The following is a 13,068-nucleotide window of genomic DNA, read 5'->3' on the forward strand; positions in this document are numbered from 1 at the left end:
GGCAGGGTCAGGCGAGGACCTTGGCCTTCGCCTGCTGGAACTCCTCCTCGGAGATCGCGCCCTTCTCCTTCAGCTCGGCGAGCCGGGCCAGTTCGTCGCCGGCGCTCGGCGCGGCCGCGGCTGCCTGGGTACCGGCCGTCTGCCGGATGTACTCCTGGAAACGGGCCTCCGCGTCCTTCGCCTGCTTGGCGTCACGCAGCCCCATGCCCTTGCCGCGGGCGATCACGTAGACCAGCACGCCGAGGTAGGGGAGCAGGATGCAGAAGATCAGCCAGCCCGCCTTGCCCCAGCCGCTCAGCTCGTGGTCCCGGAAGACGTCCGTGATCACCTTGAAGAGCAGGAAGAGCCACATGATCCAGAGGAAGAACCACAGCATCGTCCAGAAGACGTTCAGGAGGGGATAGTCGTCCATTCCCGCACACTCCGTTCCCGCCGGCCGGGAGGCCGCGCGTTGGAGCGAGTCTCACCCGTCCGGCCCGAACCCGCATGTCGTGGCGGCCCGTCCGGGCTCGGCGTGCGGGCCGGACTCCGCCGTGGTCGCATGGAGATCCCGTACGCGGACGGCGGCCCCGCCGCCGAGGAGCGGAGAGCCATGGGACCGGTGGAATGTGTGGTGCTCGCCTTTCCGGGCGAGCGGCTGAAGGTGGCGGCCGTCGCCGCGATCGCCGAACTCCGCAAGGAGGGGCAGGTCCGGCTGATCGACTCGCTCGTCGTCGTACGTTCTCCGGCCGGCGAGGTCACCACCTCCGAACTGATCGAGTACGACGAGTACGACGAGGCCACCGCGGAGATCGGCCCCGAGGCCAACCTGCTCGGCCCCGAGGACGCGGCCGAGGTCGCCCAGTCCCTCGAACCGGGCTCCTGCGCGCTGATGCTGCTCGTCGAACACATCTGGGCCGGCCGGGCCGCCGAGGCCATCCGGGAGGCGGGCGGCCGCGTCGCGGCCCGGGTGCCCATCCCCGACGCCCATGTCGAAGAGGCGCGCGCCGCCTACGAGCAGGCGGTCGCCGCCGCCGCGGGAAGGAGCTGACGCCCGATGTTCATGCGCCGCCGCCCCCTCGTCCGTCCTGTGGTCCGCCCCGCCGGAGCCCCGCTGCTGCGCGGTGCCCTCGTCGGCGGAGCCGCGTACGCCGCCGGCCGCAGCGCCGCGCGCAGCGCACGCCGCGAGCAGGACCAGGAGCAGGCCATCGCCGACCTCCAGTACCAGCAGCAGACCCAGCAGCCGCCCCCGCAGGCGGCACCCGCCGCGCCGCCCCCGCCTCCGCAGGCCCCGGCGGCACCCCGGCCCGGCGGGCAGGCCGACACCGGCGGTCTGACGGAACAGCTGGCCCGGCTCGGCGCGCTCGCCCAGGAAGGACTGCTCACCCCCGAGGAGTTCGCCGCGGCGAAGGCCAAGCTCCTCGGGGTCTGACCCCGAGGAGGACGGGCCCGGGCGGACGGGCCCGGGCCTGGTCGGCCGGGCGGTGAGCCGGTCGGCCGGTCAAGCCGTCAGTCGGTGTGCCGGTCAGGCCGTCAGGCCGTGCGCAGCGCCGCGAGCGCGGCCAGCGCGCGGTCCGCGTGGGCGCTCATCCGCAGCTCGCTGCGGACGACCTCCTTGACCCGCTGGTCCTGACCGATCACGAACGTGACCCGCTTCGTCGGCGCGAGCGAGAACCCGCGCCGCACGCCGAAGCGCTCCCGTACGCCGCCCTCGGGGTCGGAGAGCAGCGGATAGCCGAGCGAGTGCCGCTCGGTGAACTCCTTCTGCTTCTCGACCTCGTCGCCGCTGATGCCCACCGGCAGGGCGCCCGCCGCGCGGAACTCCGCGGCCAGGTCGCGGAAGTGGCAGGCCTCGGCGGTGCAGCCGGGCGTCATCGCCGCCGGGTAGAAGAAGAGGACGACCGGCCCCTCGGCGAGCAGCCCGGAGAGGGAGCGCGGGGCGCCGGTCTCATCCGGAAGGGTGAAGTCCTCGACGAGATCGCCGACGTTCATGGGGTCCGCCCCTTCGTCGGGCGCCCGGTCTCCCGGCGTCCGCCCGGTCCGTGCCCGCCGGCCACCCCGACGGACTACCCGAGAGTTCTACCGCAGGGTAGGAGCCGGCGTCACCCCGAGGCCGTCCCCGCCCCCGCCGGGACCCGCGGCGATCCGCGCGTCCAGGACCGCGAGCACGCGCTCGCCCCAGCGGAGGTTCTCCTCCTCCAGGAGCCGGCCCCGCATCAGCGTCAGATACGGGCCGACGCGCTCCGCCTCGCGCAGGTACGTCTCCTCGTCGCGGCCGCCGAGCAGCCACTGCCGCAGCCGCTCGTACCGGGCCAGCTTGTCCCGGGAGACCTCCATGTGCCGTGCCACGAAGCCCCGTACGGCCTCGGTGTCACCGCCGTCGCACGCCTGCACCTGCACCATCAGCTCGTCGCGCACCGCCGTCGGCCGCGGTGCGACCGAGGTGAAGGCGTCGAGGTCCCGCCGGCCCTCCGGGGTGAGGCTGAACATCCGCTTGTTCGGACGCCGTTCCTGCTCGACCACGCGCGCGGCGATCAGCCCGGCCTCCGAGAGCCGGTCGAGCTCGCGGTAGAGCTGCTGGGGGGTGGCGGCCCAGAAATTGGCGACGGACACGTCGAAGATCTTGGCGAGGTCGTATCCGGATGCCTCGCCCTCCAGGAGAGCTGCGAGGACGGCGTGCTTGAGCGACATCAGGACACGCTAGCAGTCCGTTGAATAGTTTCCTCCGCACCTATTCAACGGCCGCAGGATCCACGGCCGGAGGATCCACGGCCGCCCGGTCCTGCCTGGCACCCTGCCCCGCCCCTGCCTAGGCTGGATCATCACGACACCACGGGGGAGACGACCGGGGACCGGAGGAGCGAGCAGCGCCATGGAGACCGACGCGTACGTCTACACCAGCTACATCAGGACGACCCCGGACGAGTTGTGGAAGGCGCTCACCGAGCCGGAACTGACCCGGCGCTACTGGGGCGTGGCCTTCGAGTCGGAGTGGACCCCCGGCGCGCCGATGGTCTGGGACGAGGGCAACCGCCGGACGGCCGACCCCGAGCAGGTCGTCGTCGAGGCCGTGCCGGGGCGCCGGCTCGCGTACACCTGGCACACCTTCACCCCCGAATGGGCGAGGGCCGTCGGCCTGGACGACGAGGTGTACGCGCGCCTCGCCCGCGAGCGCCGCTCCACCGTCGCCTTCACCGTCGAACCCTCCGGTGACACGGTCCGGCTGACGGTCACGCACGGCGGTCTGGAGCCCGACGGCATCATGCGGGGACTCATCGGGGAGGGCTGGCCGGCGATCGTCTCCAGTCTGAAGTCCCTCCTGGAGACCGGCGAGGAGCTCCCGGAACCGCCCCGCTGACCCATTCGAGTCGTCTCGCGGACCTCTCGCACGCCACGCCCGCGCTCTTGATCATCTTTTTCTCCTCTCGTCGGTTCTGATACTCCGGTCGGCGCCCGTGCGCCGACCCTCCGGCCGGTCAGCACCGGTCAGCACCGGTCAGCGACGAAACGGGAGTGTGCCCGACGTGCCGTCACGCCGATACGTACAGGGGTGGGGAGCGCTCTCGCTCGCCGTCGGGGCCGTGCTCGTCACCACCGCCGCCGGGCAGGCACCCGTGCCCGGCGGCGCGACCGTGGCGGCCGTCCGGGCGCCCGCCGTCGTCACGGTCGGCGTCTGCCCCGCCGCCGTCGGACTGTGCCGGCTGTACCCCACCACCGTGACCCTCGACGCCCCCGCCCCCGCCCTCGCCACCGTCGCCCTGCCCCGCGCCGCCACCGGCCCCGTCGACCTCGCCCTGCGCAGTCCCGGCCGGCTCACCGACGTCACCGTCACCGACCGGCGCGGACGGCGGATCGCCGGACGCACCGGCGCCGACGGCACCCGCTGGACCAGCGAGGTCGCGCTGCCCGCCGGAGGCACGTACACCGCCCGGCTCGTCGTGGAGGAGCCGGGCGGCGACGGCCCGCGCCGCCGGACCGTGCGGCTCGCCGTGCGCACCGCGAAGGCCCCGGCGGGGGAGCGGCTCACCGTGGTCTTCGGCCCCGGGGACGGCCGCCGGGGCCGTACGTACGGGGTGGGCCAGCCGGTCACCGCGGAGCTCAGCCACCCCGTCCCGGCCGACGACCGGTCCGCCCGGCGGACCGTGGAACGCTCCCTGGAGGTGCGCAGCGAACCCCGGGTCGAGGGGGCCTGGCACTGGGTGGACGCCGACACCCTGCACTACCGGCCGCGGGTCTACTGGCCGTCCGGCGCCACCGTCCGGGTCCGGTCCGGACTCGCCGGGGCCCGCGTCACCGACCTGCTCCACGGCGGCCCCTCACGGCCCCTCACCTTCGCCACCGGCGCCCGGGTGGAGGCCGTCACCGACGTCGCCGCCCACGAGATGCGGGTCTACCGCGACGGCCGCCTGCTCCGCGTCATCCCCGTCACCACCGGCAAGCGCGGCTTCCGCACCCGGGTCGGCACCAAGGTCGTCCTCGGCAAGGAATCCCTGGTCCGGATGCGCGGCGACTCGATCGGCATCGCCCGCGGCAGCCGCGAGTTCTACGACCTCAAGGTGCGCTGGGCCACCCGGGTGACGTGGAGCGGCGAGTACCTGCACGCCGCCCCCTGGTCCCTGGACGCGCAGGGCAGCGCCGACGTGAGCCACGGCTGCACCGGCATGTCCACCGAGGCAGCCCGCTGGTTCTACCGCACGGTCCGCGAGGGCGACCTCGTCCGGGTCGTCCACGGGTACGGCGCCCTGATGACGCCCTTCGACAACGGCTACGGCGACTGGAACCTCGGCTGGCCCGAGTGGCTGCGCGGCAGCGCCCTCGGCGCCCGCACGCCCGGCCACGCCGCCGGCCCGCTGCGCCCCGCGCTCTGAGGGCGGCTCAGCCCCCGGCGCCGCCCGGCGTCTTCGCCGGGTCGGCCCGGTCCCCGGCCGGGACGGGCTCGGGGGTGCTCGGCACGGGCTCGCCGATCATCAGCCGGGGACGGCGCTGGAGTCCGGCTCCGACGAGCACCCCGAGGGCGATCGCGGCGACCGTGATCACCGTGCCGACCAGACTGTTCAGACCGCCGTCGGTGTCCTTCTCGACGATGATCTCCGAGACGCTGGTGAGCCCGACCGCGCCCGGGACCAGGAGCCAGAAGCAGGGCAGGAAGACCACCTGGTCGGGGGTGCGGGAGCGCTTCTCGATCCAGGTCGCCATCGGCGGCAGGAGGGCCCCGGCGGCGAAGGCGCCGAAGGCCGCCCCGGCCAGATCGGAGGCGGCCGACTGCACCAGCCGTTCCACCAGGAGCGCGCCGAGCAGCCAGCCGGTGACCCGGGGCGGGGCGGAGAAGTACAGCAGGAAGCCGAAGCCGAGCAGCAGCACTCCCACCCAGGGCGCCCATTCCCCGAGCGTCTCGGCCGCCTTCCCGCCGGAGGGGTGCGGCCGCATCAGCTCGGAGCCCACGAGGATGCCGAGCGAGAGCAGCAGCAGGACGGTCAGCGCGCCGGCCAGCCGGGAGAGCCCCGACAGCGCGGCCCCGGTGGCGAGTTCGATGGCGCCGAGGGTGAGCGCCGCGCCGGGCAGGAAGGCGATGAGCGGCGGGATGTAGAGGACGGCGGGGTTCTCGTGGAGGAGGGGGCCCGCCAAGCGCAGCGCGGCGGCGGTGACGAGGATCGCGGTGACCACCGGCAGGGCGGTACGGGCCGCGGGCAGCCGGTCGCCGAAGAGGCGCAGCAGACCGACGCCCGCGCCGAGCGCCGCGTACCCGGCGACGGCGGGCACGGTGGCGTGCCGCATGGTGCCGAGCCCGACCGTCAGGAGCACGTACCCGAAGACGGTGGCGGCCGGGCTGAACCGGTCCGGCCGCTCCCGGTTCTCCCGCAGCGCGCGCCGCGCCTCGCCGAACGGCACCTCCTCGGCGAGCATCCGGCCGACCAGCGCCTGGAGCGCCTCCACCTGGTCGAGCCGGAGGTCGGGCCCCTCGACCGGGGCGAAGTCGAGCTCGCCGCCGCGCCCGTCCGGCCCGCCGCCGACCCGGACGAACAGCCCGGTGGGGACGACGAAGCAGCGGGCCCTCGTGCCGTAGCGGGCGGCGATGTCGTGCAGCGTCCGCTCGACCTCCGAGCTGCGCTCGGCGGCCCGCAGCAGATCGGAGCCGAGCTCGCAGAGGAGCGAGGCGAGGTCCCGGAGCCGTTCCCGGTCTGCGGTGTCGTCCTCCGGCAGGGTGACCGTGCCGGTCCGCCGCCGGGGCCGCAGCGCCGCCGCGCGCCGCGCGAGATCGCGCACATCGAATCGGGACAGAAGCCGCATTCGTGAACGTTAACAGGGGGGCGCGTGGCGGGCCGGACGGGAGCGACGGGGCGTCAGCCCCCGTTCCCGCCCGGCTCCGTGGCCGCCCCGGCGTGCCCGCTCCGTGTCCGCTCCGTGCTCCGCTCCGTGCTTCGCTCCTTTGCCCCGCTTCCGGGGAACCGGCCCGCCGTCAGTCGTTGACGGCCGTCAGGAGCACCACGCTGTCCTCCACGGCGGTCAGCCCGTGGCGCACCTTGGGGATCTCCCGCAGCTCGCCCGCGGACAGTTCGTGCGTCCGGTCGGGGCTGGTCAGCCGCACCCTGCCGGTCAGCACCTGGAGGCTGGCCGCCGGGGGAGCGTTGTGCTCGTCCAGGGCCGTGCCGGCCGTCAGCGCGATCACGGTCTGCCGCAGCACGCCGTCGTGCAGCACCAGATGGGCGCTGCGACCGTGCGGGGCGGTCCGGGCGGCGGCCAGGTGCTCGTCGGCGAGGGCGGTGAGGTCCAGGTTCATACCCCCAGCCTCGCGGCTGCGCGCGAGGACGCAACTCGGGGCCGGCGCGCCGTCTACTCCGCCGGCAGCAGCGCCCCCGTGAGGTGGTCGTACGCCACGTGCGCGTGGAGGCGGACGCCGGTGACGAGGGTGTCGTCATCGGCGTAGAAGCGCGGATGGTGGTTGGTGACGAGACCCCGTCCGCCGTCCTCCGGCACCAGTCCGCCCGGGCCGAGCACCGTGTCCTGCACGCCGAGGATCACGTACAGCCCGCCGAAGAGCCGGACGAACTCGGAGACGTCGTCGTACCCGAGGGTCTGCCCGGTCTCGGTGACGCGTTCCTCGCCGGCCACCCGCCGGAAGGTCGGCAGCCCGGCCGCCACCCACGGCCCGGTGTTGTGCACGGGCGGCACCGGCTGGAGGTAGCGCACCTCGGCCGTGGCGCCGTACGCCGCGGCCGAGTGCTCGGCGAGCCGCCGGAGCCGCCGCCGCACGTCGTCCATGTCGGACTCCCGCGCGCAGCGGATGGTGCCCCAGAGCGTCACCGTCTGTCCGATGATGTTGAACCGGCCGACGTCCTCGATGTGCCCGATGGTGACGGTGACCGGGTCGAAGGCGGACACCTGGCGGTACAGCTGTCCGATCCCCGTGAGCACCGCCCCGGCCGCCGGCATCGGGTCCACGCCCTGCCACGGCGTGGAGCCGTGCACCTGCTCGCCGGTGATCGTGATCCCGACCATCACCGAGGCCCCGTACTGGTTGCCCACGCGGTAGCCCACGTGTCCCTTGGGGTGCGGCGTCACGTGCATCCCGAAGGCCATGGTCGGCACCGGGTCGGTGAAGGCGCCCGCGTCGACCATGGCGAGCGCCCCGCCGGTCTCGGTGACCGGCGGCCCTTCCTCGGCGGGCTGGAAGACGAACAGGACCGTGCCCGGCAGCCGGTCGCGCACCCCGGCGAGGACGGTCGCCGCGCCCATCAGCATCGCCGTGTGGCAGTCGTGGCCGCAGGCGTGCGAGACCGGGAACGGGCCGCCGGGGTACTTCTCGTCGACCACCGTCGAGGCGAAGCCGACCCCGCACAGGTCCCGCACCGGCAGCGCGTCCATGTCCGCCCGCAGCGCGGCCACCCGGCCGTCGCCCCCGGCGGCGGTCCCGCGCAGCACGCCCACCACCCCGTGCCCGGCGATGCCGGTACGGACCTCGTCGAGGCCCAGGCTCCGCAGATGACCGGCGACCAGGCGGGCCGTCTCCGCCTCCCGGTTGGACAGCTCCGGGTGCCGGTGCAGGTGCCGGCGCCAGGAGACCACCCGCGGGGAGACCTCCCCGGCCAGCCGGTCGAGCTCGCCGTGGACCGGATCGTCACTCATGGGGCGTCCTCTCCTGGGTGCGTGCGTGCGGGCGTGCGGGCGTGCGGGTACGGCGTGACGGGTGGGTGGAGGCGACCCGGTCAGCCGTCCGTGAGGTCGCGCAGAGCGAAGTCGTCGGGCAGCGGAGTCGAGAGCGCGTCGAGGGCCGCGACCAGCTTCTTCTCCTCGTAGGTGAAGTGCGATTCGACGAGCGCGATCAGCCCGTCGAGCTCGCCGCTCAGCCTCCGCGCCGCCTCGGGGCCGAGCGGCTCGGCCGGCGCGTCGGGCAGGCCGTCGAGCAGGGCCTGGAGGCGCGCCAGGAGCTCCTCCACCTGGAGGTGGTCGTGGGCCAGTTCGTCGAGGACGGGGCGCAGCTCGGGGTGGGCCTCGGCGAGCGCCGGGAAGACGCCGCCGTCCTCCGCGGTGTGGTGGCGGGTGAGCGCGGTGCAGAAGGCGAGGCAGTGCGCCCGCAGCTCACGGGGGCGGTCGGCCCTGCCGGACAGGTGGTCGTCGAGGCCGGAGCGGAGCGCGGCGAGCTCCTCGCGGAGCCAGAGGTGGACGTGGACGAGTTGGTTCCCGAACGCCGTCAGGCGGTCGGCCGGCTCGGAGGTGGTGGCCATCCACGCATGATCGCACCGGTGACCGACGGCGGGGCGGGATTCCGCGGGGACGACGGGGCGGGTACGGCTCCGGGGCCGTACCCACGCGTGTGCGGGTACGGCCCCGGGCCGGATCGGGCGGGGCGCGTCAGCCGGTGAAGACCTCGACGAGGGACCAGATCGCGAGGCCCGCCATGCAGACGCCGCCGACGCGCTGGACCGTCTTGAGCGGCACGCGCTTGGCGATGAAGCGGCCGGCGACGAGGGCCAGGGCGGAGACCGAGGTCAGCGCCAGGAAGGAGCCGATCGCGGTCGACGCGGTGCCGTTGGTGGCGGCGAGGTTGGCGGTGGTGATCTGGGTCAGGTCGCCCCACTCGCTGATGAAGACGGCCGTGAAGGCGGTGGAGAACACCGGCCAGAAGCCGGTGACGGTCCTGCCGCCCGCGTCGTCCTCCTCGTCGTCGCCCCCGGCCCGCAGCAGGACGAACGCGCCGAAGCCGAACATCAGCGCGGAGACGAGTTTGACGGTCCAGCCGGGGAGCAGCCCGAGGAGGCTGCCCGCGCCGACGGCGATGGCGACGTGCACCGCGAAGGCCGCGGAGGTGCCGAACCAGACGTACAGGGGACGCATGCGCGTGCCCATGGCGAGCGACGCGAACATCGTCTTGTCGGGAAGCTCGGCGAGGAAGATGAGCCCGAAGGCGGTGACGATCGCCAAGGGGTCGAGGTGCATACCGGCGCTCTCTGCTCGGTCCGGGCCCCATGGCTCCGCACGACACCTCGGTGGGCGACGGGAGGACCACTCGGCCCGGCATGACGGACCACGCCCACGATGCTGTGGACGTGGTGATGCCTGGCCGAAGGTCTCGCCCGTCCGCGTCGTGCGCGGACCCGGTCACCGGGAACCCGGGGGTTCCAGTGTGTCGACGACCGGTTCGCAGGGCTACTCCCCTTCGCTGTCCACCAGTGTAACCGATGGGCCCCCAGGGGCGTAGACGATGTCTACGCCACCTGGTAGACAGTGTCTATGTCTCACTCTGCACCTCAGGATCAGCCCCAGAGCCGGCCGGGCGTTCAGCCGCACGGCCGGCCGCAGCTGCGCGAGCTGCTCGTCAGGACCGGTGTGGCCCTCGTCGACGCCGAGGGGGCCCAGGCCCTCACGCTCCGCGAGATCGCCCGCCGCGCGGGCGTCTCCCACGGCGCGCCCCGCCGCTGGTTCCCCACCCACCTCGACCTGCTCTCGGCCATCGCCCGCGAGGGCTTCGCCGAACTCGCCGCCACGGTCGCCGAGGCCGAGCGGGAGGCCGACCGCACGGACGCCGGTCCCCGGGCGCGCGCCGAACTCCTCGCCCGCCGCTACCTCGCGTACGCCGCCGAGCGTCGCGGCATGTACGAGCTGATGTTCCGCCACGACCTGCTGGAGAGCGGCCGGCTGGGGCTGCGGGAGACGAGCCTGCCGCTGTTCGCCCGGCTGACCGCCCTCGTCGCCGAACTCCGCCCCGCGGCCGTCACCGGCGTCGACCCCGTCACCGCCGCCGGCGCGCTCTGGGCGAACCTCCACGGCCTCGCCCAGCTCCGCCACTGGGGCAGCCTCGCCCTCGCCACCGGCTCCGACGACCCCGAGACCCTCGTCCGCGCCACCCTCGACGCCCACCTCGGCCCGACGGATCCGGCCCGGTGAGCGCCGCCCCGGCCACCCCCGTCCGCGCCCCCGTCCGCGCCCCCGTCCGCACCCTCGTGTGCAGCGTCACCGGAGCCGCCGTCGTCGCCCTCGACGGCACCGTCCTGACGCTCGCCCAGCCCGCCCTCCAGCGCGACCTGCACGCCGGTGTCGCCGAGGTCCAGTGGACCGGCACCGGCTACCTCGTCGCCGTCGCGAGCCTCCTCGTCCTCGCCGGACGGCTCGGCGACCGCCACGGCCACCACCGGGTCTTCGCCCTCGGCGCCCTCGGCTTCGCGGCCGCCTCAGCCGGGATCGCGCTCGCCCCCGGCATCGGCGCCGTCATCCTGCTCCGGGTCCTCCAGGGGGTCTGCGGGGCGCTGCTCCAGCCCGCCACCCTCGGCATGCTCCGCACCGCCTACCCGCCGGACCGGCTCACCGGCCCCATCGCGCTGCGCACCGGCGCCATCGGTCTTGCCGCCGCGGCCGGGCCCCTCCTCGGCGGCGCGCTGGTCTCCGCCCACGGCTGGCGCGCGGTCTTCCTCCTCGGCGTGCCCCCGACCCTGGCCGTCGGCCTCCTCGCCCTCACCGTCCGCGAGCCCCGCCGGACGGAGCCCGCACGCGCGCGTGCCGGCGGCGATCCGCTCGGCGCCCTGCTGCTCGCCGGGGCGCTCGGACTCCTCGTGCACGGGCTCGTCACGCTCCCGCACCCCGGCGCGGGCGGGCGGGCCGCCGTCGCCCTCGCCGCCTCGGCGACCGCCGCGCTCGCCCTCGTACGCCACGAACGGCGGGCCACGGACCCGCTGCTGCCGCCCGCGCTGCTGCGGAGCCGCCCCGTGGCCGCCGGGCTCGCCGCGCTGCTCGCCGCCTCCGCCGCGCTCTCCGGCACCCTCTTCGTGACCACGTACTTCCTCCAGGAGACGCAGCGGCTCGACCCGCTCGACGCCGGGGTGCGCTTCCTGCCGCTCGCCGTCCTGATGGTGCTCGGCGCCGCGTTCTGCCCGCCGCTCCAGCGGCGGCTCGGACCCCGGGGCGCGGCCCTCGCCGGCGGCGCCCTGCTCACCTCCGGGGTCCTGGTCCTCGCCCGCCTCGACGGCGGCGCGGGAGCCGTGGCGACCGGGACCGGCGCCGCGCTCCTCGGCGCGGGCTTCGTCACCCTGATGGTCACCGCGACCGCGGCGATCGTCCGCCACGCCCCCGAGGCGCACGCCGGGGTCGCCGGCGGGCTCCAGCAGACCGCCATGAACACCGGCCCGGCCCTCGGCGTCGCCACCGCCGCCGCGCTCCTCGCCCTCGTGCCCGGCGGCGGCTTCGTCCCCGCGCACGGGGCCGCGCTGCCCGCCCTCGCGCTGCTCGCGGCCCTCACGCTGCCGGCCTCCCTCGCCCTCCCGGCGGCGGGCGGCGACCGGGCCGGCGGGCGGAGAGGGGGGACACGCCAGCCCGGCGCCGCGCGCCGGTCCCGCCGCCCGTTCTGCGTACGATCATGAAATGCACGCAGCTGGTCCCCGGCCCCGGCCCCGGCTCGCCCCCGCTACACGGACCCAGGTCACCCTCGGCCGCGCCCTGCCCGTCCTGGTCATGGCCCTGGTCGTCGTCGCGGACCTGATCACCCCGGACGCCGAGCGCCTCGACCGGCTCCTCATCACCGTGCCCGCGCTCGCCGCCGCCACCTGGAGCGTCCGCGGCACCATCGGCATGGGCCTCGTGGCCATGGCGCTGAGGGCGCTGCTCGTCGTCGGCCGGGGCGGACCCGAGGTCGGGGACCTCCTCGCCGGCGAGAGCATCATCCTCGGCGTCACCGCCGCCTCCGCCTGGGTCAGCGCGGTCCGCACCCGCCGCGAACGGGACCTCGCCGAGGTCACCGCCGTCGCCGACGTCGTCCAGCGGGTCGTGCTCCGCCCGCCCCCGCCCCGGCTCGGCCCCGTCGAGCTCCACCTGCTGTACGTGGCCGCCGCGGCCAAGGCCCGCATCGGCGGCGACTTCTACGAGGCCGTCCAGATCCCCGGCGCCGTCCGCGTCATGCTCGGAGACGTCCAGGGCAAGGGCCTCGGCGCCGTCGAGACGGCCTCCGTCCTCCTCGGCGCCTTCCGCTCCACCGCCTACGACGCCCCCGACCTGCCCGCGCTCGCCGACCGGCTCGACGAGGGCCTGGCCCGCTACGCCGCCTGGGACCCCGAGTCCGACGCCGCCGAACGCTTCGCCACCGTCGTCCTGGTCGAACTCCCCGACGCCGGCGACACCGCCCGCCTCCTCAACTGCGGCCACCCGGCCCCGCTCCTCCAGCACGGCACCGAGGTCGTCACCGTGGACGTCGCCGACCCCTCGCTGCCGCTCAACCTCGCGGGCCTCGCCGACTCCCGCCACCGGGTGGAGGAGTTCCCCTTCGGCCCCGGGGACCGGCTGCTGCTCTACACCGACGGCGTCAGCGAGACCCGCGACCGGGCCGGCGTCTTCTACCCGCTTGAAGAGCGCGCCCGCCAGTGGGCCGGCGCCCCCTCCGACCAGGTCCCCGAGCTCCTCCACCGGGACCTCGCCGCCTACGGCGACGGCGGTCTCGACGACGACGTCGCCGCGCTCCTCGTCGTCCGCACCGGAGCGCCGGCCGCGGCGGAGGACCCCCGCTGACAGCGGTGCCGGGCGGTGCCGGACAGTCAGGGCCGACCTTGCGGAACGGCTTCGTCCGCTCCCAAACGTCGACTGCGCGGCCGCCTGGGTCGTTCCCGCCCC

General features: G+C 75.2%; 15 protein-coding genes. 7 read left to right on the top strand and 8 right to left on the bottom strand.

Annotated features, from left to right (window positions below):
* Positions 1-7 precede the first annotated feature (7 nt).
* On the bottom strand, positions 8-412 hold the full coding sequence (locus tag ABZ621_RS26640; RefSeq protein ID WP_360608746.1) for an SHOCT domain-containing protein: 405 nt from the start codon (positions 410-412) through the stop codon (positions 8-10).
* A gap of 129 nt (positions 413-541) precedes the next feature.
* Here ABZ621_RS26640 and ABZ621_RS26645 point away from each other — a divergent pair, with 129 nt between their 5' ends.
* Both ABZ621_RS26645 and ABZ621_RS26650 read left to right on the top strand, forming a co-directional pair.
* On the top strand, positions 542-1,030 hold the full coding sequence (locus ABZ621_RS26645; RefSeq protein WP_360608748.1) for a DUF6325 family protein: 489 nt from the start codon (positions 542-544) through the stop codon (positions 1,028-1,030).
* Between the two features lie 6 nt (positions 1,031-1,036).
* Positions 1,037-1,411, top strand: a complete 375-nt coding sequence (locus ABZ621_RS26650; RefSeq protein WP_360608750.1) for an SHOCT domain-containing protein — start codon at positions 1,037-1,039, stop codon at positions 1,409-1,411.
* Positions 1,412-1,512: 101 nt separating this feature from the next.
* On the opposite strand, the gene ABZ621_RS26655 is transcribed toward ABZ621_RS26650, so the two are convergent.
* Positions 1,513-1,971, bottom strand: coding sequence for a peroxiredoxin (locus ABZ621_RS26655; protein WP_360608752.1), 459 nt, complete (start codon positions 1,969-1,971; stop codon positions 1,513-1,515).
* 87 nt (positions 1,972-2,058) lie between these two features.
* Positions 2,059-2,670 (bottom strand): PadR family transcriptional regulator, encoded by a 612-nt coding sequence (locus tag ABZ621_RS26660; protein ID WP_360608754.1) that lies wholly within the window; start codon positions 2,668-2,670, stop codon positions 2,059-2,061.
* Positions 2,671-2,851: 181 nt separating this feature from the next.
* Between ABZ621_RS26660 and ABZ621_RS26665 the strand changes: the two genes are divergently transcribed.
* Complete coding sequence (locus ABZ621_RS26665) at positions 2,852-3,337, top strand: SRPBCC family protein (protein WP_360608757.1); 486 nt, start codon at positions 2,852-2,854, stop codon at positions 3,335-3,337.
* A gap of 166 nt (positions 3,338-3,503) precedes the next feature.
* The gene (locus ABZ621_RS26670) at positions 3,504-4,847 is read left to right on the top strand and encodes an Ig-like domain-containing protein (protein ID WP_360608759.1); all 1,344 of its coding nucleotides are present in this window, start codon (positions 3,504-3,506) and stop codon (positions 4,845-4,847) included.
* Positions 4,848-4,854: 7 nt separating this feature from the next.
* On the opposite strand, the gene ABZ621_RS26675 is transcribed toward ABZ621_RS26670, so the two are convergent.
* The 5 genes from ABZ621_RS26675 to ABZ621_RS26695 all read right to left on the bottom strand — a co-directional run bounded on the left by ABZ621_RS26675 (position 4,855) and on the right by ABZ621_RS26695 (position 9,414).
* The gene (locus ABZ621_RS26675) at positions 4,855-6,267 is read right to left on the bottom strand and encodes a threonine/serine exporter family protein (RefSeq protein WP_360608761.1); all 1,413 of its coding nucleotides are present in this window, start codon (positions 6,265-6,267) and stop codon (positions 4,855-4,857) included.
* Between the two features lie 169 nt (positions 6,268-6,436).
* Positions 6,437-6,757 (bottom strand): cupin, encoded by a 321-nt coding sequence (locus ABZ621_RS26680; protein WP_360608763.1) that lies wholly within the window; start codon positions 6,755-6,757, stop codon positions 6,437-6,439.
* Between the two features lie 53 nt (positions 6,758-6,810).
* A complete protein-coding gene (locus ABZ621_RS26685; protein ID WP_360608765.1) occupies positions 6,811-8,103 on the bottom strand; it encodes an amidohydrolase in 1,293 nt (430 codons plus the stop codon).
* A gap of 80 nt (positions 8,104-8,183) precedes the next feature.
* On the bottom strand, positions 8,184-8,702 hold the full coding sequence (locus ABZ621_RS26690) for a hemerythrin domain-containing protein (protein ID WP_360608767.1): 519 nt from the start codon (positions 8,700-8,702) through the stop codon (positions 8,184-8,186).
* 127 nt (positions 8,703-8,829) lie between these two features.
* Positions 8,830-9,414, bottom strand: a complete 585-nt coding sequence (locus ABZ621_RS26695; RefSeq protein ID WP_360608769.1) for a TMEM165/GDT1 family protein — start codon at positions 9,412-9,414, stop codon at positions 8,830-8,832.
* 294 nt (positions 9,415-9,708) lie between these two features.
* Here ABZ621_RS26695 and ABZ621_RS26700 point away from each other — a divergent pair, with 294 nt between their 5' ends.
* From ABZ621_RS26700 to ABZ621_RS26710, 3 genes are read left to right on the top strand one after another with little or no spacing between them, the layout of a single operon-like run.
* Positions 9,709-10,362: a WHG domain-containing protein gene (locus tag ABZ621_RS26700; RefSeq protein WP_360608771.1), complete on the top strand. Its 654-nt coding sequence runs from the start codon at positions 9,709-9,711 to the stop codon at positions 10,360-10,362.
* Positions 10,359-11,828 carry an MFS transporter gene (locus ABZ621_RS26705; RefSeq protein WP_360608773.1) on the top strand — a complete coding sequence of 490 codons (1,470 nt, stop codon included), beginning with the start codon at positions 10,359-10,361 and terminating at the stop codon, positions 11,826-11,828. The genes ABZ621_RS26700 and ABZ621_RS26705 overlap by 4 nt, the downstream gene beginning before the upstream one ends.
* 1 nt (position 11,829) lies before the next feature.
* On the top strand, positions 11,830-12,966 hold the full coding sequence (locus ABZ621_RS26710; RefSeq protein ID WP_360608775.1) for a PP2C family protein-serine/threonine phosphatase: 1,137 nt from the start codon (positions 11,830-11,832) through the stop codon (positions 12,964-12,966).
* The last annotated feature ends 102 nt before the right edge of the window (positions 12,967-13,068 follow it).

Source organism: Streptomyces sp. NPDC007863 (genome assembly GCF_040633895.1).
Classification (GTDB): Bacteria; Actinomycetota; Actinomycetes; order Streptomycetales; family Streptomycetaceae; genus Streptomyces.

Bases quoted from the DNA above. Each gene is read 5' to 3' on its own strand.
- ABZ621_RS26640 (WP_360608746.1), bottom strand. From the start codon at position 412: ATGGACGACTATCCCCTCCTGAACGTCTTCTGGACGATGCTGTGGTTC.
- ABZ621_RS26645 (WP_360608748.1), top strand. From the start codon at position 542: ATGGAGATCCCGTACGCGGACGGCGGCCCCGCCGCCGAGGAGCGGAGA.
- ABZ621_RS26650 (WP_360608750.1), top strand. From the start codon at position 1,037: ATGTTCATGCGCCGCCGCCCCCTCGTCCGTCCTGTGGTCCGCCCCGCC.
- ABZ621_RS26655 (WP_360608752.1), bottom strand. From the start codon at position 1,971: ATGAACGTCGGCGATCTCGTCGAGGACTTCACCCTTCCGGATGAGACC.
- ABZ621_RS26660 (WP_360608754.1), bottom strand. From the start codon at position 2,670: ATGTCGCTCAAGCACGCCGTCCTCGCAGCTCTCCTGGAGGGCGAGGCA.
- ABZ621_RS26665 (WP_360608757.1), top strand. From the start codon at position 2,852: ATGGAGACCGACGCGTACGTCTACACCAGCTACATCAGGACGACCCCG.
- ABZ621_RS26675 (WP_360608761.1), bottom strand. From the start codon at position 6,267: ATGCGGCTTCTGTCCCGATTCGATGTGCGCGATCTCGCGCGGCGCGCG.
- ABZ621_RS26680 (WP_360608763.1), bottom strand. From the start codon at position 6,757: ATGAACCTGGACCTCACCGCCCTCGCCGACGAGCACCTGGCCGCCGCC.
- ABZ621_RS26685 (WP_360608765.1), bottom strand. From the start codon at position 8,103: ATGAGTGACGATCCGGTCCACGGCGAGCTCGACCGGCTGGCCGGGGAG.
- ABZ621_RS26690 (WP_360608767.1), bottom strand. From the start codon at position 8,702: ATGGCCACCACCTCCGAGCCGGCCGACCGCCTGACGGCGTTCGGGAAC.
- ABZ621_RS26695 (WP_360608769.1), bottom strand. From the start codon at position 9,414: ATGCACCTCGACCCCTTGGCGATCGTCACCGCCTTCGGGCTCATCTTC.
- ABZ621_RS26700 (WP_360608771.1), top strand. From the start codon at position 9,709: ATGTCTCACTCTGCACCTCAGGATCAGCCCCAGAGCCGGCCGGGCGTT.
- ABZ621_RS26710 (WP_360608775.1), top strand. From the start codon at position 11,830: ATGCACGCAGCTGGTCCCCGGCCCCGGCCCCGGCTCGCCCCCGCTACA.